This is a genomic window from uncultured Caulobacter sp., from assembly GCF_947036865.1.
Lineage (GTDB): Bacteria > Pseudomonadota > Alphaproteobacteria > Caulobacterales > Caulobacteraceae > Caulobacter.
The window spans coordinates 74,745-92,961 of record NZ_CAMQSF010000011.1 but is presented as its reverse complement, the minus strand read 5'-3'; the positions used below and the strand labels follow the sequence as shown (position 1 = coordinate 92,961).

Annotated in this window: 16 protein-coding genes and 1 pseudogene; 8 read left to right on the top strand and 9 right to left on the bottom strand. The window is 70.4% G+C overall.

Annotation, left to right across the window (positions count from 1 at the left end):
• A pseudogene (locus tag Q0V34_RS09095) lies at positions 1-92 on the top strand (hypothetical protein); the annotation flags it as partial.
• Positions 93-179: 87 nt separating this feature from the next.
• Here Q0V34_RS09095 and Q0V34_RS09090 read toward each other — a convergent pair.
• Positions 180-752 carry a DUF4337 domain-containing protein gene (locus Q0V34_RS09090; RefSeq protein ID WP_297510852.1) on the bottom strand — a complete coding sequence of 191 codons (573 nt, stop codon included), beginning with the start codon at positions 750-752 and terminating at the stop codon, positions 180-182.
• Positions 753-877: 125 nt separating this feature from the next.
• Here Q0V34_RS09090 and Q0V34_RS09085 point away from each other — a divergent pair, with 125 nt between their 5' ends.
• A complete protein-coding gene (locus Q0V34_RS09085; RefSeq protein WP_297510850.1) occupies positions 878-1,273 on the top strand; it encodes a GFA family protein in 396 nt (131 codons plus the stop codon).
• 58 nt (positions 1,274-1,331) lie between these two features.
• Here Q0V34_RS09085 and Q0V34_RS09080 read toward each other — a convergent pair whose 3' ends face one another.
• From Q0V34_RS09080 to Q0V34_RS09060, 5 genes are all read right to left on the bottom strand, one after another.
• Positions 1,332-2,372: a substrate-binding domain-containing protein gene (locus Q0V34_RS09080; protein WP_297510847.1), complete on the bottom strand. Its 1,041-nt coding sequence runs from the start codon at positions 2,370-2,372 to the stop codon at positions 1,332-1,334.
• Between the two features lie 115 nt (positions 2,373-2,487).
• Complete coding sequence (gene arsC / locus Q0V34_RS09075) at positions 2,488-2,904, bottom strand: arsenate reductase (glutaredoxin) (protein ID WP_297510843.1); 417 nt, start codon at positions 2,902-2,904, stop codon at positions 2,488-2,490.
• A 106-nt stretch (positions 2,905-3,010) separates the two neighbouring features.
• Positions 3,011-4,381, bottom strand: a complete 1,371-nt coding sequence (locus tag Q0V34_RS09070) for an efflux transporter outer membrane subunit (RefSeq protein WP_297510838.1) — start codon at positions 4,379-4,381, stop codon at positions 3,011-3,013.
• Positions 4,381-5,478, bottom strand: coding sequence for an HlyD family secretion protein (locus Q0V34_RS09065; RefSeq protein WP_297510835.1), 1,098 nt, complete (start codon positions 5,476-5,478; stop codon positions 4,381-4,383). Before Q0V34_RS09065 ends, Q0V34_RS09070 begins: the two co-directional genes overlap by 1 nt.
• A complete protein-coding gene (locus Q0V34_RS09060; protein ID WP_297510832.1) occupies positions 5,475-7,052 on the bottom strand; it encodes an MFS transporter in 1,578 nt (525 codons plus the stop codon). Before Q0V34_RS09060 ends, Q0V34_RS09065 begins: the two co-directional genes overlap by 4 nt.
• A gap of 393 nt (positions 7,053-7,445) precedes the next feature.
• Between Q0V34_RS09060 and Q0V34_RS09055 the strand changes: the two genes are divergently transcribed.
• Entirely contained in the window at positions 7,446-8,927 is a 1,482-nt protein-coding gene (locus Q0V34_RS09055) for an esterase-like activity of phytase family protein (protein ID WP_297510829.1), read from the top strand.
• 59 nt (positions 8,928-8,986) lie between these two features.
• Here Q0V34_RS09055 and Q0V34_RS09050 read toward each other — a convergent pair whose 3' ends face one another.
• Positions 8,987-9,400, bottom strand: a complete 414-nt coding sequence (locus Q0V34_RS09050) for a hypothetical protein (protein WP_297510825.1) — start codon at positions 9,398-9,400, stop codon at positions 8,987-8,989.
• 445 nt (positions 9,401-9,845) lie between these two features.
• Between Q0V34_RS09050 and Q0V34_RS09045 the strand changes: the two genes are divergently transcribed.
• From Q0V34_RS09045 to Q0V34_RS09035, 3 genes are all read left to right on the top strand, one after another.
• On the top strand, positions 9,846-10,646 hold the full coding sequence (locus Q0V34_RS09045) for a universal stress protein (RefSeq protein ID WP_297510822.1): 801 nt from the start codon (positions 9,846-9,848) through the stop codon (positions 10,644-10,646).
• Between the two features lie 140 nt (positions 10,647-10,786).
• Positions 10,787-11,182 carry a hypothetical protein gene (locus tag Q0V34_RS09040; RefSeq protein WP_297510820.1) on the top strand — a complete coding sequence of 132 codons (396 nt, stop codon included), beginning with the start codon at positions 10,787-10,789 and terminating at the stop codon, positions 11,180-11,182.
• 46 nt (positions 11,183-11,228) lie between these two features.
• A complete protein-coding gene (locus Q0V34_RS09035) occupies positions 11,229-11,732 on the top strand; it encodes a hypothetical protein (protein ID WP_297510816.1) in 504 nt (167 codons plus the stop codon).
• Positions 11,733-11,737: 5 nt separating this feature from the next.
• On the opposite strand, the gene Q0V34_RS09030 is transcribed toward Q0V34_RS09035, so the two are convergent.
• The gene (locus Q0V34_RS09030; protein WP_297510813.1) at positions 11,738-14,029 is read right to left on the bottom strand and encodes a transglycosylase domain-containing protein; all 2,292 of its coding nucleotides are present in this window, start codon (positions 14,027-14,029) and stop codon (positions 11,738-11,740) included.
• Between the two features lie 291 nt (positions 14,030-14,320).
• Here Q0V34_RS09030 and Q0V34_RS09025 point away from each other — a divergent pair, with 291 nt between their 5' ends.
• Together Q0V34_RS09025 and Q0V34_RS09020 are read left to right on the top strand one after the other, a co-directional pair.
• Positions 14,321-15,523: a histidine-type phosphatase gene (locus Q0V34_RS09025; RefSeq protein ID WP_297510810.1), complete on the top strand. Its 1,203-nt coding sequence runs from the start codon at positions 14,321-14,323 to the stop codon at positions 15,521-15,523.
• Between the two features lie 84 nt (positions 15,524-15,607).
• Positions 15,608-16,390 carry an SDR family oxidoreductase gene (locus Q0V34_RS09020; RefSeq protein ID WP_297510806.1) on the top strand — a complete coding sequence of 261 codons (783 nt, stop codon included), beginning with the start codon at positions 15,608-15,610 and terminating at the stop codon, positions 16,388-16,390.
• A gap of 13 nt (positions 16,391-16,403) precedes the next feature.
• Here Q0V34_RS09020 and Q0V34_RS09015 read toward each other — a convergent pair whose 3' ends face one another.
• Positions 16,404-18,164, bottom strand: a complete 1,761-nt coding sequence (locus tag Q0V34_RS09015) for a histidine kinase famiy protein (RefSeq protein ID WP_297510803.1) — start codon at positions 18,162-18,164, stop codon at positions 16,404-16,406.
• Positions 18,165-18,217 lie beyond the last annotated feature (53 nt).

The following is an 18,217-nucleotide window of genomic DNA, read 5'->3' as shown; positions in this document are numbered from 1 at the left end:
AGGCCGACCGCCCGGCGGGCGCCGCCCCGCCGCTGGACCCGCAGGTCGCCGACGACGCGGCGGCCGCCGGCATGACGTCGCGGACGCGGTAGGTCGCCGGGCGAACGTCCAACGGTTCTGCCTTCCTACTCACAAGGCCTAGGAAGACGGATTTCTTTGAGCAAATCAGAAAGCTCGCTTCAGCTCAGCAGCCGGCTGATCGCGTCGGGGTGGATCATCCAGCCGAAGAATCCCGACAGGCCCATCAGCAACCCCAGCCCGCCGAACGCCCAGCTGACATACAGCACCGCGGCGCTCTCGGTCAGGGCCGCGACGGCCGCCGTGGAGACGGCGATCGACACCAGGGCGTCGCACATGTCGAACTGGTCGTCGTGGTAGTTCAGGTCGTCGTAGCGCTTTTCGAAGCCCCGGGCCTTGTCCGCCAGGGCCGGGATCTCGGCGCGGTACTTGTCGGCCTGGGCGCGCAGAGCCGTCAGGCGCGCCCCAAAGACGCTCGCCTCGGCCGGACGCGCCATGCCGCGCAGCAGGGTCATCTCGTCGATCGTGCCCTCGGTGATGTGGAGCTTGGTCTTGGTCGCCTGGTACTCGCCCCAGGTGTCGACCGCGTCGGCCTTGGCCTGCTGCATGGCCTGGACGAGGTTGTCGTCCTTGATCTTCATGATGCCCAGAAACACCGACAGCACGACGACGGTGATGGCCACCATCCGGTTGAGCGACTTGCTCTTAGCCTCGGCGGAAATCTCGATGTCCATGGTGAAGCTCCCCGTTTCGGCGAGGCAATGATCCGCGAGCGCGGCGGATTCATGGCGAACGGCTGCTGACACCAGGCTGGCGACAGACGGGGCGCAGGGTGCCGAGGCCCTCAAGGAGACGCCGGTTGACGATCAAGGGAAGCTGCTGCTGCGGCGGCGTGCGGTTCGAGCTGTTCGAGCCGCCGGCGATGGTGGGCGCCTGCCACTGCTCGCGTTGCCGCAAGGTCGGCTCCACCGTCTATGCCTATGTGCGGGCCGAGGCGTTCCACTGGGTCGCCGGTCGTCACCTGCTGGTCCGCTATCGCCCCAAACCGCCGTTCAGCTTCAACCGGGTGTTCTGCAAGCGCTGCGGCGCGTCGCTGGGCGATCCGGACAGCGGACGCGTCGCGGCGATCGCCGCCAACTGTCTCGATATGCAGCCTAGCCCTTCGCCGGACTTCCACGAATACGCGCCCGACGCCCCGGCCTGGGACGTGATCCCCGAGACCGAACGGCCCTATGGGCGGCCCAATGGCGAATGAAAAAGGCGGCCGCCGAAGCGACCGCCTTCTCCCCACACTGGCTTCTTTTCGAAGCCTCTTATTCCTTCGGCGCCGGCATGGCGGGCAGGGCGGCGGCCTTCTGCTTCATCTGAGCGTGGACCGCCGGCGGCAGCGGGATCAGGCCGCGGCCTTGCAGATAGCCGCCGCGACCGGTGGCGGCGTCGGACACGAACTCGGCGACGAAGTCCTTCAGGCCCGGCGTCACGCCGACCTGCGACTTCTTCACATAGATGTACAGCGAGCGCGACAGCGGATACTGGCCAGTGGCGATCGTCTGGGGCGAGGGCTTCACGCCGTTGATCGACGCGCCCTTGATGCGCGAGGCGTTCTCTTCGAGGAACGAGTAGCCGAAGACGCCCAGGGCGTTCGGGGTCTTCTCGATCGTGCCGACGATGGCGTTGTCGTTCTCGCCGGCGTCCACCCAGCCGCCGTCGGTGCGCATCGGCGAGACGGTGGCCTTGAAGCGCTTCTCGTCGCTGGCCTTCAGCTTGGCCAGGAACGGCAGCTTGGCGGCGCCGCCTTCCATGGCCAGTTCGACGAAGGCGTCACGGGTGCCCGAGGTCGGCGGCGGGCCGTAGACCAGGATGCGCGCCTTGGGCAGGCCCGGACCGATGTCGCTCCACTGCTTGTAGGGGTTCTTGAGGGTCTTGTCGCCGCGCGCGCTCTGGTCGGCGAGACCCATATAGAGCTGCTCGAGCTTGAAGTTGTAGTCCGGCGACTTCTTGTCGGCGGCCACGACGATGCCGTCGAAGCCGATCTTGATCTCGACGATGTCGCGCACCCCGGCCTTCTGGCAGGCCTGGAACTCGGACTTCTTCATCGGGCGCGAGGCGTTGGCGATGTCGGGGAAGCCTTCGCCCGCGCCGCCGCAGAACATCTTGATGCCGCCGCCGGTGCCCAGGCTCTCGACCTTCGGCGACTTCTTGCCGGTCTTCTTCGAGAAGTTTTCGGCGACGCGGGTCGAGAACGGGAACACCGTCGAGGAGCCGGCCGCCCAGACATAATCGCGGGCCGCGTGGGCCTGATCGGCGACTGCGAGCAGGGCCATGGCGGCGACGGCGCCGAGCAGTTTGTTCATCACGTCAAATCCTGTCTGGTCCGGATGGCGTGGGGGAAACCTGCCGGAGCAATGCCAGGGCTTTTGTCACGGTTGCAAGACAGTTTTAAGACGCAGAGTCCGTGGACGGACGAAGCTAGAGCTTGACGACCTCGCCGTCTTCCTTGGTGAAGGACGTGGGCTTGCGCTCCAGCAGGTCGAGGACCTTTTCCGACGGACGGGCCAGGGCGGCGCCCCTGGGCGTGACCACGATCGGCCGGTTGACCAGGATCGGATGCTCGACCATCGCCGCCAGGATCGTCTCGTCCGTCACCCCTTCGGCGAGCAGGCCAAGCTCTTCGGCCGGCGTGCCCTTTTCCCGCAGCATCTGGCGCGGGGAGAGGCCCGAACGGGTCGACAGATCCAGCAGCTGTTCCCGCGTCCAGCCCGCCTTCAGATATTCCACCACCGTCGGGACGTAGCCCGCCGCCTCGACCATCGCCACGACGTTGCGCGACGTCCCGCACTTGGGATTGTGGAAGATGGTGATCGGGAAATCGTCGGAGGCGGTCATGCGGGATCCTTGTTCAAGAGTCGTCGCGCGTCGGATCGGCGCGAGTCCTCCTCGCGCGCCTTAGTTCCACAGGCGCGGGCGTTAGGAAATAGCCGCCCCGCGCGCCTTACGGCGTCGCGGTCCAGCCGCCGCCGAGAGCGCGGGCCAGGTCGATGGCGGCGGTGACGCGCGCCTCCCTGGCCTGGATCGCCGCCTGGTCGGCCGCCAAGAGGCCCCGCTCGGCGTCGATCTGTTCCAGGAACGAGGCGTAGCCGGCGCGGTAGCGTTCGCGGGCGCGGCGGGCGGCGTCGGCCAGGGCCGCGCGCTGGGCGGCGATCTCGGTCTCCTGCCGCTGCTGGTCGGCGACGGCGCGCAGGGCGGTCTCGGTCTCGGCGAAGGCGTTCAGCACGACGCCGCGATAGGCGGACGCGGCCTGGGCCCTGCGCGCCTCCGAGGCCTGGACCTGGGCGCGCAGGCGTCCGCCGTTGAACAGCGGCTGGGCCAGGCCGCCGGCGACGTTCCAGAGGGAGAACGGATCGGGCAGGGCGTCGGTGAAGACCCGGTCCGCCGAGGCGGTCAGGCGCACCTGGGGCAGCAGCTGGGCGCGCGACGCCGAAAGGTTGGCGTCGGCGGCGATCAGGGCGTCCTGGGCCTGGGCGATGTCGGGGCGGCGGGCCAGCAGGCTCGACGGGGCCTCCACCGGGATGGGGGAGGGCAGCAGGGCAAAGAGGTCCGCGCCCCGCGCGATCGCGCCGGGCGGATCGCCGGTGAGGGCGCTGAGCGAGGCCTCCAGGCGCGCGATGGCCAGTTCCAGCGCCGGAACCTGGCGGCGAACGCCAGCCAGCTCGGCCTGGGCCTGGTTGTGTTCCAGCTCCGTCGCATAGCCGGCCTCGGCGCGGCGGGTCGCCACCTTCAGGCCGGCTTCGCGGGCGGCGATGGTCTCGCGGGCCACGTTCAGCTGGGCGTCCAGCGACAGCAGGCTGACATAGGTCCGGGCCACGGTGGCGGCGATCGACAGGCGGGCGCTGTCGCGGGCGGCGGCGGCGCCTTGCAGGCTGGCGCGGCCGGCGGCGTCGAGGCTGCGCACCCGCCCCCACAGATCGACCTCGTAGGCGACGCGCAGGCCGACCTGCTCGGCGGTCGAGTCGTAGGTCTGGCCGAAGGCGTTCAGCTGGCGCGACCCCTGGATCCCGCCCGCCAGATCGACCGAGGGCAGCAGCGCCGAGGCCGCCGCGCGCGAGAGGGCGCGGGCCTCGTCGACCCGGGCGGCGGCGACCGCCAAGTCGGCGTTGCGGGCCAGGGCCTTGTCGACCAGGGCGTTCAGTTGGGGATCGCCCAGCAGCGTCCACCAGTCGGCGGCCAGCGGACCTTGCGCGCTCGGGCTCGTGCGCCAGGCGGCGGGCGGCGTGACCGGCGCGGCGGGGTGGTCGGAGGACGGGACGGCGGCGCAGGCCGACAGGCTCGCGCCAACCAGCGCCAGGACGAGGAGGCGGCGCATCAGCGGCCGCCTCGCGTGTCGACCTTGGTCACCACCGACATGCCGGGCCGCAGGCGCGCGGCCAGCGGCTGGTTCGGGCTGATGGCGATCTTGACCGGGATGCGCTGGGCGACCTTGACGAAGTTGCCGGTGGCGTTTTCCGGCCGCAGCACCGAGAACTCCGAGCCGGTGGCGGGCGCCAGGTCCTCGACCACCCCGCGCAGCTGGCGCTTGCCCAGGGCGTCGACGGTGAAGGTGACCGGCTGGCCGACGGCCATGCGCGCGGTCTGGCCTTCCTTGTAGTTGGCCGTCACCCACAGGCGGGCGGGGACCAGCGCCATCAGCTGCGTGCCGGCCGTGACATACTGGCCCAGGCGCACCGACACCTCGCCCAGCTGACCGTCGCGCGGCGCGCGGATGGCGGTGTTATCGAGATCGATCTGCGCCAGGCGCAGGGCGGCGCGCGCGGCCTCGGCGGCGGCCTTCAGGCCCTCGCGCGACACGGCGACAGAGCGGACGTCCTGGCGGGCGATCTCGCCGCCGGCGGCGCTCTGGCGGACGGCGGCCTCGGTCTGGCGCAGGGTGGCGACGGCCTGGTCGCGCTCGCGCAGGGACACCGAGCCGTCGCGGGCCAGGTCCTCGATGCGGGCGAGGTCGGCGCGGGCGCGCTGGGCCTGGGCCTGGGCCGAGGCCTGCTCGGCCTCCCGGCCGGCGACGGCGGCGGTGCGGGCGCGCTCGGCCTGGTCGAGGTTGGAAAGGTCGGCCTCGCGCGCCGCCAGGGTGGCGCGGGCCTGCTCGACCCGCTGGCGATAGATGCGCTCGTCGATCCGGGCCAGCAGCTGTCCCTGGCGGACGTGGTCGAAGTCCTGCACCGCGACCTCGACGACATAGCCGCTGACCTGGGGCGCCATGACCGTGACCTGGCCGCGCACATAGGCGTTCTCGGTCACTTGCAGGGTGGTGGCGAACGGCGGCAGTCGCCAGACGAACAGGATCACCAGCACGGCGGCGACGGCCGCGGTGACGGCGATGGCCAGGGTCCTGGGACTGACGCGCGGCGGGCGGCGCGGGGCGTCGGCGGCGTCGGGGGCGGCGGAGGGAGCGGCGGCGTCGGTCATTGAACGGCCCTTTGGGCGGCTTTCATCTTGGCGATGGCGCGGAGCGTGAAGACGGCCGTGTTGACCAGGGTCAGCACGGCGATGACGAGGATGACGAGGAAGACGTCGTTATAGGCCAGCACGTTGGCCTCGCGCGTGACCTGGCCGACCAGGGCGGCGGGACCGGCCCGCAGCCGCTCGGCGACCAGCGGGATCCCGGCGTCGAGTTGGCCGATCAGGTGGGCGTAGTGAAAGCGCGTGCGGTCGTACTGGAAGGTCTGCAGCAGGGCGATGGCGAACAGCGCGCCGAGGTTCTGGGCGACGCCGAACGAGACGACCAGGGTGGGGAACGAGCGCCAGCCGCGCTGCAGCACCTGGACGAAGCCGATCAGCAGGGTGGGGGCGATCAGCAGGGCCGAGGCGAAGCCCAGGATCGACTGGCTGACATAGAGTTGGGCGGGCCGGGTCAGGGCGTTGGCGTGGCTGTCGAGGAAGGCGGCGATCGCGACCATGACCACGGCGATCATGATCTGGATCATCACCGTCTTCTGGCTGATGGTCAGGGAGCCGACGATCGTGCCCGCCAAGGTGGCCAGCATGACGACCAGATAGAGGCCGCGCGTCTGCTCCTGGCCCATGCCGACCGTGGCCAGGAGGCCGGCGGCGCCGACGCTCTGCTCCGACAGGATCACGCGGGTCAGGACGGCGATCAGCATGAAGCCCATGAAGTCGGGCGAGAAGGCCCAGGTCAGGTCGATCAGCGGGTTGGGCCTGTGCCACTCGAAGGCCAGGGCCGCGATGATCAGCACGACCGCCACGGCCAGGGCGACGCCGATCCAGGGCGCGTCGAACCACCACTCCAGACGACCCTGGCCCAGCACGGCGCAGATCAGGGCCAGGCCGACGGCGACCAGCGGATAGGTGACGAAGTCGCCCCACTCGAACACCTTGACGCGCTCGGACGGCGGCAGGCGCAGGGCCAGGACGGCCGCCAAGGTCGCCAGGGCCAGGGCCAGCTCGATCAGGTACAGCGTGCGGAACTGCCCCAACTGCAGCAGGTCCGGCGAGAAGCAGCGCGCCAGCGGCGTGGCGACCAGCGGCAGGCCCAGCGCCAGCACGAAGGCCGACAGCCGCCGCGAGGCCGGAAAGGCCTGCAGCAGGTAGAAGACGCCCAGCGACGACAGCGGCGCGGCCGCGATGCCGCTGGCGGCGCGCACGATCAGCGCCGAGGCGAAGTCGTTGATCAGCAGGTGGGCGACGACGGCGGCGAGATAGGTCCCAAGGCCCAGCTGGACGAACAGGCGCAGCCCGTACTGCTGGCGGAACTTGACCAGCAGCAGGTTCATCGAGACCGTCGTCATCACATAGGCGGTCGGGAGCCACGACGCCTGGGCCGGGTCCAGCCCCAGCGTGCCCTGGATGCTGGGCAGGTTGACCGTGATCAGGGCCGTGCCCATGGCGCTGGTGAAGGCCAGCAGCACCCCGACGCAGCCATAGGCGAATCGAATGCGCCGCGAGAAGTCCGGCGTGGCCGGCGAGCCGGGGAACATCGGCCGCTCGTGCGGCCGGAGGCTTTCGATATACGGATCGCTCATGGGGTGCGCCTCCGCGCTGAGTGCGACGTGCGAAGGCGCGGCGGTGATGGCCGCGCGCGTGGTGTAATGCCCAAGCTTAGAAGCGGTTGCAGCGCCTGCTACAAGGGCCAAGGCCGCCGACGAACACCCGACTTCGCGCGGCGCCGCTTGGCGCGCCAACGCCGCGCGGCGCGCGGGGTTCTGACGTCGAAAGCGGCGATCCGAGCGCCGACAACGGAGGCCGCGACGTCCCGGTTCCTCCGCGCCGGCGATTCCGGCGCCGCTCTTCGCGCACCTATCCCAGAGGTTGATGACGGTTTGCCGACGTCGAGAACGGTTCGCGGAAGGGCGGGTGTCACAAAAGTAACGCGAGGGCTTCCTACCAGGGCCCCGTCACGCTGAAGGAGCGCTTAAATGCCCCGCCGTCGCCTCGCTGGAGCCTTCGCCGGCCTGGCGGCTTTGATCGCCGCCCCCGCGCTGGCCCAGTCGTCCAGCTACCTGACCCCGCACTGGGACACGCGGGTCGGCGATATCGCGGTGACGTTCGGCGGCAAGACCTATGTCAATCACGGCCTGGTCGCGGCGGGCTGGCTGCCGGCGGCGACGCGCGACTTCAACGACGAGACGCTGGGCTCGTTCTCCAGCATGGCGCTGTCGGGCTGGACGCGGAACGCCGACGGCTCGTACGCCGGGGTCCTGCGGACCCTGCCGGATCGCGGCCCGAACAATGTCGGGCCGTTCAAGGGCGCGACCGACTACGCCAATCGCGTCCACGAGCACGCGATCCGGCTGGTTCCGGGCAAGGGTCTGACCCTGACGCCGACCGGCGGCTTCTTCCTTCGGGATCAGACCGGGAAGCCGATGACCGGCGCGGACCCGGGCTCGAACGTCATCACCCGTGGCGGGGCGCGCTATCCCTCGCCGGCCAGCGGGCAGGGCGCGGGACGGATCAGCCTGGACAGCGAGGCGATCGCCTATCTGCCGGACGGGCGCTTCTACGTGTCCGACGAGTACGCGGCCGGGATCTATCTGTTCGACAGGACCGGCACGCTGTTGGGCGTCATCGAGACGGTCCCGGCGATCCTGCCGATGCGCAAGGGCGTCCTCGACTTCGGCGCGGAAAAGCCGCCGACCACCGGGCGCCGCAACAACCAGGGCCTGGAGGGGCTGACCATCAGTCCCGACGGCAAGCGCCTGATCGCGGTGCTGCAGAGCGCGACCGTGCAGGACAGCGCCGCCGGCCACGCCACGCGCGACCATACCCGGGTGCTGGTCTACGACATCGAGAAGACCCAGCTGCCCAAGGCGCCGATCGGCCACTACGTGCTGCGACTGCCGACCGTGCGCGAGGCCGGCGACGGCCGGGCCGCCGACGCCACCGCCGCTCAGTCCGAGGCCCTGGCGCTGGACCAGCATCGCCTGCTGGTGCTGGCGCGGGACGGCAATGGCCGGGGCAAGGGCGCGCCGAACCCGCCAGTCTACAAGTCCGTCCTGCTGGTCGATCTGGCGGACGCGACCAACCTCGCCGGCACGCCGTACGAGCAGAGCGTCACGCCGATCGCCAAGGACGGCGTGCTGAACCCGGACATCAAGCCGGCGGCCGAGGCCGAGTTCGTCAACATCCTGAACCCTGCCCAGCTGGCCAAGGTCGGCATGAACCTGTCGGTGTCGCCCTCGACCCCGACCAGCCTGCCCGAGAAGCTCGAGGCCCTGGCCCTGGCCCCGACCCTCGACGGGACGGGCGACGTCTTCCTGCTGGTAGGTTCGGACAATGACTTCGCCACCGCCAAGGGGCGGGTGAACGGCCAGGACTTCGACGCGTCGCTGACGGGGCCGACCGGGACCGGCGACAACGACAACCTGGTGCTGGTCTACCGCCTGACCCTGCCGAAGTAGCGGCGCCAACGCGGAGAGACGGCTCGGCTCTCTCCGTGTTGGCGCTTGCGTCCGCTGTCTTAGCGGAGCGGCTGGCTGAAGCAGACCATCGTCTGGCTCTTCATGGTGCTGTTGGCGTCGTACTCGGCGACGAAGGCCTTCCAGGCGTCGTCCGGCGCGGGCGCGGTCGAGCCGGGCGGGTTGGTGTGGACGGTCACCACGGCGTTCGGCGACTCGGTCCACTCGCCCTTGTCGTTGCGTTGCAGCACGACGCCGGCGTTCTGATGGTTCTGGGTCAGGCCGTGCGAGACGTACCAGGCCTGGTTGTCGGCGGCGGCCTTGGCGAAGCCGGCCTTGGTGCCGGTCGGCTTGATCTCGCTGAACCGGATGGTGACCAGCTGGCCGTTGGGGCAGAGGTCCTTGGGCGACGTGGCGGCCGAGGCGGCGGCCGGCGCGAGACACAGCGCCGCGAGGGCGAACATGACCGTTTTCATGATAGTTCTCCTGAAGGCTCGAAAAGACTCCGCCGCCGGGGCGCGGCCAGGAACCAGGCCCGCCTGGTCCGTTCTTCACGACCGAAGTCGACGCCCGTGCGCCGCCCCCCCAGCCTCCGGATCATGAAGCACTACCCAGCGCGCGCGCGGCGGCTCGCCCGTTCGTCCGACCTCGGGGCCCGAGATGGGGTCCAGGAGCGATCACCGGTGGAGGCCGGGGGCGTACCACAAGCTTGCCGGGCGAGACCCTATCCAGTCGAGCGGGCGTTTATCAAATGACAATTCTTGAAAGGCCTCCGTCCGGGCGGCGAACGAGGAGGGCTCCCGCCTAGGTGGACGCCTCTAAGGGATCCTGCGGATGCGCCGGCCGGCCTTCGGGCGCACAGTCGCCTTGGCTTGGAGGCTGGACGCGCCGAGCGCCCGCCTTCCGCGCGAGGAGGCAGCCATGAAGACCATTCTACTGCTGGTGCATGACGACCGGGGCCAGGAGGCCCGCCTGCAGGCGGCGCTGGATCTGGCGCGGGGCCTCGACGGCCACATCCGCTGCGTCGACGTCACGCCGCTGTCCATCTTTCCGGGCGATTTCGACGGCGCGATGTCGGGCCTGGTGCTGGCCGAGGACCGCAAGGTCGAGATCGACAACCGCGCCAAGCTCCAGACGCGCCTGGCCCATGAGGACGTCAGTTTCGACTGGACCGACAGCATCGGCGACATGGCCCTGTGCCTGGCCAGCGAAGCGCGCCTGGCCGATCTGATCGTCGTCAACTGCAAGCGCGACGGCCTGCTGGAGATGGACCGGCCCAACCTGATCAGCGATCTGGCCGGAGAGGCGCGCTGTCCGCTGGTGGCGGTTCCCGATGACGCCGTGGGTTTCAACGTCTCGGGCGTGGCGCTGGTGGCGTGGGACGGCTCCGAGCCGGCCGCCGCGACCCTGCGCGCCAGCGTTCCTCTGCTGAAGCTGGCCCGGAGCGTCCACCTCGTCGCGGTCGGCGAGCCGTCCGGCGGGGCGTCGGCGCAGGAGGCGGCCGTCTATCTGTCGCGGCACGACATCCACGCCAAGGTCCATCTGCTGGAGGCGGGCAAGGAGACGCCGGACGTCCATCTGCTCCGCCAGGCCGAGCTCGATCGCGCCGCCTATTGCGTGATGGGCGCCTATGGCCGCGGCCGGATGACCGAGGCGCTGTTCGGCGGCGTCACCCGCCGGATGGTCGAGGCCGGCCAGCTGCCGCTGGTGCTGGGGCGCTAGGGGGCGCCGGCTTGCACGCGGCCTCGCTGCGTTACTTGGGTCAACTTAAGGAAGTGGGGCTCACGCTCGTCGTCGGATTGGTGTAGGAGGCTGGACGTCCTGTGGTCTCTCCGGCCGCGTCAAGTTTGTGAGATCGCGCGATGGCCGCCATCAATGCCCTGGGCGCGGCCCTCCTCGCTTCGGCGGCGCAACAGCCGGCGGCGCCGCCCCTAGTGGAATACGCGCCGCCGAGCGCCGCGACGGTCGAGGGCTCGTATGTCTGCGCGGCCAAACCTGTCGCGATCAAGGTGAAGGCCCAAGAGGGGGCCGTGAAAGTCGTGTTCTATAGCGGGAGCGCTGGACCGGCCCCGCCCGCCCAACTCGAGGCGTGGAACAGGTTCCTAGAACGGTTCTCCGCGATGACCGGTCTGGAGTTCCTCTGTCAGGACGGCGGCTATGAGTTGATCCGCATCAACGGCGTTCCGCGCTCGCCCGCGGACCGGAGGACTTGGCTGAACGTCTACTGGGCCAATGGCCGCCTAGGCCTTCTTCCTTGAACGCGGGCGAGTTGGTCTCCCGGATGGCGCCCTGAAGGAGGTCGAGGTGCTGTTGTTACTCCTCGCGGCGGCCGCGCCTGGACACGCTGATCGTCCGCCATCTCCCGCCTGCGCCGCCGCTGAACGGGTCGTTGAAGACATCCTGACCTCCAGTGCGACGCAAACGTCGATCAGCGGTACTCCCGAGCCTCGCTTTCGCGGCCCAGCTTGGAAGCGAGCCAGAGAACTGCGACAGGGAGGATGGAGCGGGCCGCCTCCGTCTGTCGAAGTGCTTGATCAATGGGAGCGCGGCGAGGCGTCGACCGCGACGACTTGTGTCAATGTTCAAGCCTACATCAAGGCCAAGGGCGTCTCCGTCGACCCGGCCTCGGACGCCAAGCAAGTGCGCGTGGCGATCGCGATGCCGGTCGTCGCGCGAAGCGGGGCCGAGGCGCTGGTTCAAGTCTGGACCTATCGCCAGCCGGTCGGAACCAGCGCCTACCTCCATCTTCTCCGGAAGTCCGCCGGCCGGTGGTCGGTGATCAGCCGCCGGCTGCTCGCGATTTCCTAGACGCCCTAGGGACGCGGCTCCGGCGGCGGCGGCGCGGGCGGCGGCTGCGGCTGCGGGACGCCGCTGTTCGGAGCCGCCGGTGCCGCCGGGACCGTCAGCGGCGTGACCGGCAGGCCGTCGGGGCCGATCTCGCCCTCCAGCGGCAGGCCCAGATCGGCCAGCGGGTCTTCCTGCACCGCCGGCGCGACCGGGCGGTTCAAGGCGGACAGCATGAAGGCCTTCCAGATCTTGGCGGGCTCGCCGCCGCCGACCACGCCGTTCATCGAGCTGTTGTCGTCATTGCCGACCCAGACCCCGACCACCAGGTCGTCGACATAACCGACGAACAGCGCGTCGTGGTAATCCTGGGTGGTGCCGGTCTTGCCATAGGCGCCGTCGATGGCGGCCTCCAGCCCGGTGCCGCGATGGGTGGCCGAGCGCAAGAGGTCGCGCATGCCGGCCAGGACCTTCGGGTCATAGGCGGTGGTCTTCGGCTTGGGGGCCGTCTCCAGCGCGTGGGCGACGATCGGATACTCTCCGGCCGCGATCGACGCGTAGGCGGCGGTCAGGCGCGTCAGGCTCATCGAGCCGGTGCCCAGCGCCATGGTCAGGTCGGTGGGGATCTTCTCGGTGACGCCCAGCTCGCGCGCGACCTTGATGACCTTGGCCGGACCCAGATCGTGGGCCAGGCGCACGGCGGCGACGTTGGACGAGGCGGCGAAGGCGCTGATCAGCGGGATCTCGCGGTCGCGATACTTGCCCTCGTGGTTCTTGGGCGTGTAGCCGCTGACCTGCACCGGCGTGTCGAGGATCGGGCTGGTGGTGGTCATACCCGATTGCAGGGCCGCCAGATAGACGAACAGCTTGAACGACGAGCCCGGCTGGCGCGCGCCGTCGGCGCGGTTGAACTGGCTGGCGCCATAGTCGCGGCCGCCGACCATGGCCACCACCCGGCCGTCCTTGCGCATCGCCACCAGCGCGCCCTGGGTGATGTGCAGCGCCTTGCCGTCGCGCTCGATGAAGTCGTTGAGGATCCGCTCGGCCTTTTCCTGCATCACGGGATCCAGCGTCGTCTTGACGATGGTCTCGCCATAGCGCGCGCCGATCGTGGCGCGGGCCTGGGGCAGGGCCCAGTCGGCGAAGTAGGAGCCGGTCGGCAGCTTGTCCTGGCTCTCGACCGGCGAGACCTCGCCAACCGCGTCGGCCTGGGCCTGGGTGATGGTCTTGGTCTCGACCATGGCGGCCAGCACCACGCGCATCCGCTCGCGGGCGCCCTCGAGATTGCTGGTGGGAGCGAGGCGCGAGGGGGCCTTGACCAGGCCGGCCAGCATGGCGGCCTCGCCGACGGAGAGCTGCTCGGGCTGCTTGCCGAAATAGTGCCGCGCGGCGGCCCGCAGGCCGAAGGCCCCGTCGCCGAAATAGACCGACGACAGGTAGCGCGACAGGATCTCGTTCTTGGAGAGGCGCGCTTCCAGATACAGGGCGATCAGCGCCTCCTGCGCCTTGCGGCGCAGGTTGCGGTCGCTGGACAGGAAGGCGTTCTTGGCCAACTGCTGCGTGATGGTCGAGCCGCCTTCCGACACGCCGCCGGCCTGGGCGTTCTTGCCGAGCGCGCGGGCGATGGCCTTGGGGTCGACGCCCATGTGGCTGTAGAAGCGGCGGTCCTCGATGGCCACGAAGGCGCCGGGCACATAGGCCGGCAGCTTGGCGACGTCGATCGGCGCTTCCTTGTACGAGCCCCGGCGGGCGATCGGCGAGCCGTCCTTGGCGACCAGCACGATGGCCGAATTGTTCAGCGGCTCCAGCGCCCGGCTCAGCGGCAGCGACCAGAACAGAGACGCGATCAGCACCACGACCAGCGCGACGGCGGCGGCCGCGCCGATCAGCCAGGCCGGACGCTTCCAGATCGGCGGCTTGCGCGTCGGCGCGGGCTCGGCCGGGCTGAGCGCGGCCTCGGGAACCGCCTCGACGGCCTCGGGCAGAGCGGTCTCGGCCTCGGCGGGCGCGGCGTCCTCGGGCGGGATCTCGGGTTCGGGCGCGACGGACGGTTCGAGGGGCGCCTCGGGGACGTCCGGCGGGAGCTCGGGCTCAACGGTGGGCTGGGGCTCGGCCGTCGTTTCGGCCACGACCTCGGTCGGCGGCTTGGGCGCGCGGGGCTTGCGCGGACGGCGAGGCTTCGGCGGCGCGGCGGGCGCGGCGTCGGCGGTATCGGTGGGCTCGGACGAACTCGCCGGCGGGGTCGCCTTGGCGCGGGGCTTGCGAGGCTTGCGCGGCTTGGGGGCCGGGAGGTCGTCGGTGGGATCGGACGGGTCGGACATGGACTGGCGCTCGCTTCGGGCGCAGGCCCTCAATCGTCAGCGCGCTCCTTACCATAAGGCGAGGGCAAGCCAAGCGCGCCGGCGGGGAAGTTTTTTCAGGCGGCCCCTTGAACGCCGCTTCGTCGAACATAGATCCTCGAACGTGAGGCCAGCCCGCCTCTGCCCTTTCCGGGCGTTTCCTCCCGACTTCTCGGCCCGGCTCGCGCCGGGCTTTTTCTTTGCCCGAACGCCTGTCACGGTTTAGTCGCCGAGACGGCCTAGATGCGAAAACATCGATCGGCGGAGGGGATGATGACCGGGATCCGAAACGCGCTGCTGGCGGCTGTGATGATGGCCGCGCCGCTCTCGACGGCCAAGGCGGCCGACGCCGCCGACGGCCTGACCCTGCAGCGGGTGGTGATGGTGATGCGCCACAGCGTGCGTCCGCCGACCAAGGCCCAGGCCACGCCGCCCGGAACGACCGCCCAGCCCTGGTCCAGCTGGACCACCCCGTATGGCGACCTGACGCCGCACGGCGCCCAGGGCGCGCGGCTGATGGGCGGCTATTACCGCACCTTCCTCGGCGCGCGGGGCCTGCTGCCGCGCGAGGGCTGCGCGCCCGCCGGCGACGTCGTCGTCTGGGCCAGCAGCAAGTCGCGGGCGATCAAGACGGCCGAGGCCTTCGTCGACGGCCTCCAGCCCGGCTGCGGCGTCAAGGTCGCCCGGCCGGCCAGCGAGGAGACCGACACCGTCTTCCATCCCGCCGCCATCATCGACGGCGACCTGGCCCTGAAGGCGTCTCAGCGGCAGAAGCCTGGCCTCGCGGCCGAAACCAAGGCGTTGGCCAAGGAATTCGCCACGCTGCATCGCGTGCTCGGCGTCGACATCGCCAAGCAGGGCTCGCGCCTGGAAGCGGTCAAGGACGACAACGCCAATCTCGAGGGCGCGCTGGGCATCGCCTCGACCGCCGGCCAGACGCTGCTGCTGGAATATGTCGAGGGCAAGCCGATGGCCGAGGTCGGCTGGGGCCGCGCCTCCAAGGCCGACATCCAGGCGCTGCTGCGCTTCCACACCGTCAAGTTCCGCTACGAGGTCGGCCCGCCCTACGTCGCCCAGCGCTACGCGGCGCCGGTGGCCAAGACGATCCTGGCGGCGCTGAACGGCGAGGCCGGGACGGGCAAGCTGACCCTGCTGGTCGGCCACGACACCAATATCGCGGCGCTGCGGGGCTTCCTCGACGCCCACTTCACCGCGGCCGACTATCCTCAGGACGATCCGCCGCCCGGCGGCGCCATGGGCTTCGAGCTCCTGAAGGACGCCAAGGGGGCGTCGTTCGTGCGCGCCTTCTACACCGCCCAGACGATGGACCAACTGCGGGCGCTGCAACCGCTGACCGCGAGCAATCCGCCGGCCTATTCGTACTTCGCGATCCCCGGCTGCGGCGCGGCGCCTTGCCCGCTGGCGACCTTCCAGAAGATCGTCGGCGACAAGCTGGCCAATCCGGTCAAGCGCTGACGGCGGACCTGCCGCACCGGAAGCCTTGACGTCGTCCTCCGCGGACGGTGCTGTCGCCGCCGTCTTGGCTTTGAAGAGGCGGCGATGAGCGGTGTTCTGGCGGGTCTGTTCGACCTGAGCGGCAAGGTGGCCCTGGTGACGGGCGGCTCGCGGGGCCTCGGCTTCCAGATCGCCAGCGCGCTGGGCGAATATGGCGCGAGCCTGGCCCTGGCGGCCCGCAAGCCGGACGAGCTGGACGCGGCGGTGGCGGCGCTGGGCGAGCGCGGCGTGACGGCGGCGGGCTTCGTGGCCGATCTCGGCGCGCCCGAGGCGGCGGCCAACCTGACCGAGCGGGTGATGGATCGCTTCGGGCGTATCGACGTGCTGGTCAACAACGCCGGCGCGGCCTGGGGCGCGCCGGCCGAGGACTATCCGCTGCACGGCTGGGCCAAGGTCATGGACCTGAACGTCACCGGCCTCTTCCTGCTGACCCAGGCGGTGGCGCGGGCGGCGTTTCTGAAACAGGGTAAGGGCGCGGTGGTCAATGTCGCCTCGATCGAGGGCCTGCAGGGCCACCATCCCGACCAGCTGGGCACGATCGCCTACAACACGGCCAAGGGCGCGGTCGTGAACATGACCCGGGCCCTGGCCGCCGAGTGGGGGCCCAGGAACATCCGGGTGAACGCCCTGGCGCCGGGCTATTTCCCGTCGAAGATGACGGCGGCCACGCTGGGCGAGCACGGCGAGACGATGCTGCGCCAGACGCCGCTGGGCAAGCTGGGCGGCGACACCGATCTGATGGGGCCGGCCCTGCTGCTGGCCTCGGACGCTGGCGGGCACATCACCGGCCAGATCCTGGTCGTCGACGGCGGCATGACCATCATCTGAGCGGATCGCGCCGTCAGGCCTCGGCCGAGCCGAAGTCCGAGGGCGTGCGCCTCACGCCGCCCGGCGACTGACCGAGGGCTTGGCGCACCCGGTCCAGCAGCTCGGCGCGGCGATAGGGCTTGCCGATCACGTCCAGCGAGGGGCGGGCGGGGCCCTCGACCAGCAGGTCTTCGTTATAGCCGGTGGTCAGCAGGACCGGCAGGTCCGGCCGCAGGCGGCGGACGTCCTCGGCCAGCACGATGCCGTTGCGGCCGCCGGGCATGACGATGTCGCTGAACAGCAGGTCGAACTGGTCGGGCGCGGCGGCGAACGTCGTAAAGCCCTCGTCGCCGGAGGCGGCCAGGGTCACGCCATAGCCCTCGGCGGTGAGGATCTCCCGCGCCAGGGCCTGGACCTCGGGATTGTCCTCGACCAGCAGGATGCGCGCCGCGCCGGGGGACGGCGCCTCGACCGGCGCGGCGATGGCGGGGCTGGCCGTCGGCCCCCGGACCGGACGGGCCACGGCGTCGGCGGCCGCCGGGAAGATCATGCGGATCAGCGCGCCTTGGCCGACCTCGCTCTCGATCTCCAGCCGCCCGCGCGACTGCTGGACGAAGCCGTGGGCCATGGCCAGGCCCAGGCCCGTGCCCTTGCCGACGCCCTTGGTGGTGAAGAACGGCTCCATGGCGCGCTCCAGCACGTGGCGCGGCATGCCCTGGCCCTCGTCGCGCACCTCGACGGCCACATAGTCGCCGCTGGGCAGCTGGCGGGCCTCGGCGTCGCCATTGAGGTGGACGCTCTTGGTGGTGATGGTCACGACCCCGCCGTCGGGCATGGCGTCGCGGGCGTTGATGACGATGTTCAGCAAGGCCATTTCGAAGTGGTCGGCGTCGACCAGCACCGCCGGCAAGCGTCGCCGCAGGTTCAGCTGCACGTCGATCGTCGCGCCCAGCGTGCTTTCGATCAGCTCGCCGAAATTGGCGATCAGTTCGGACAGGTTGACCGGCGTCGGCTCCAGCCGTGTCTTGCGGGCGAAGGCCAGAAGCTGCCGGGTCAGCTTGGCCCCGCGCTCGGCGGCCGAGCGGGCGGCGTCGATATAGCGCAGGCTGCGCTCGTCCAGCGGGCGGGCGGCCAGCAGTTCGAGGTTGCCGTTGACCACCTGGAGCAGATTGTTGAAGTCGTGGGCGAGGCCGGCGGTCAGCTGGCCGATCGCCTCCATCTTCTGCGACTGCCGATAGGCCTGCTCGCTGTTGCGGCGGCGGCTGACGTCCAGCTGGCTGGCGAAGAAGTAGAGCAGTTCGCCCTTGGTGTCGAACACCGGGCCCAGGAACACCGCGTTCCAGAACGGCGTGCCGTCGCGCTTGTAGTTCAGGATCTCGACCGAGATCGCCTCGACCTTTTCGACCGCCTCGCGGATTTCGGCGACCACCTCGCGGTCCGAGCCCGGTCCCTGCAGGAACCGGCAGTTGCGGCCGAGGATCTCGGCCTCCTCGTAGCCGGTCAGGTCCAGGAAAGCCTTGTTGGCGAAGACCACCGGATTGTCGGGCAGGTTGGGATCCGTGAGGATCATCGGCATCCGCGTCATCTCGACGGCGGCGAAGAACACGCCGCCGCGATCGTTCAGATCGGGCCGGGTGATCGTGCTCTCGCGCCAGTGACGGCGGCCAGGGACGCCCAGCGGCTCGGACGGGCCGTCGTCGAGGGTCCCGGCGGCGGGCACGCCGCGGCTCTGGCCGCCGCCCTCCACGTCCTCCAGAGGCTGTTGGCGGGGGCGGTCGTCGTCACTGGGGGTCAAGGCTGGGTTCCGAAGCGTCACTATCTGGCTTGCACCAACGCGCGCGACGCCAT

Coding starts and splice junctions, on each gene's coding strand:
- Q0V34_RS09070 (WP_297510838.1), bottom strand. CDS start 4,381: ATGCGCCGCCTCCTCGTCCTGGCGCTGGTTGGCGCGAGCCTGTCGGCC.
- Q0V34_RS09050 (WP_297510825.1), bottom strand. CDS start 9,400: ATGAAAACGGTCATGTTCGCCCTCGCGGCGCTGTGTCTCGCGCCGGCC.
- Q0V34_RS09065 (WP_297510835.1), bottom strand. CDS start 5,478: ATGACCGACGCCGCCGCTCCCTCCGCCGCCCCCGACGCCGCCGACGCC.
- Q0V34_RS09040 (WP_297510820.1), top strand. CDS start 10,787: ATGGCCGCCATCAATGCCCTGGGCGCGGCCCTCCTCGCTTCGGCGGCG.
- arsC (WP_297510843.1), bottom strand. CDS start 2,904: ATGACCGCCTCCGACGATTTCCCGATCACCATCTTCCACAATCCCAAG.
- Q0V34_RS09020 (WP_297510806.1), top strand. CDS start 15,608: ATGAGCGGTGTTCTGGCGGGTCTGTTCGACCTGAGCGGCAAGGTGGCC.
- Q0V34_RS09055 (WP_297510829.1), top strand. CDS start 7,446: ATGCCCCGCCGTCGCCTCGCTGGAGCCTTCGCCGGCCTGGCGGCTTTG.
- Q0V34_RS09030 (WP_297510813.1), bottom strand. CDS start 14,029: ATGTCCGACCCGTCCGATCCCACCGACGACCTCCCGGCCCCCAAGCCG.
- Q0V34_RS09025 (WP_297510810.1), top strand. CDS start 14,321: ATGACCGGGATCCGAAACGCGCTGCTGGCGGCTGTGATGATGGCCGCG.
- Q0V34_RS09090 (WP_297510852.1), bottom strand. CDS start 752: ATGGACATCGAGATTTCCGCCGAGGCTAAGAGCAAGTCGCTCAACCGG.
- Q0V34_RS09080 (WP_297510847.1), bottom strand. CDS start 2,372: ATGAACAAACTGCTCGGCGCCGTCGCCGCCATGGCCCTGCTCGCAGTC.
- Q0V34_RS09045 (WP_297510822.1), top strand. CDS start 9,846: ATGAAGACCATTCTACTGCTGGTGCATGACGACCGGGGCCAGGAGGCC.
- Q0V34_RS09060 (WP_297510832.1), bottom strand. CDS start 7,052: ATGAGCGATCCGTATATCGAAAGCCTCCGGCCGCACGAGCGGCCGATG.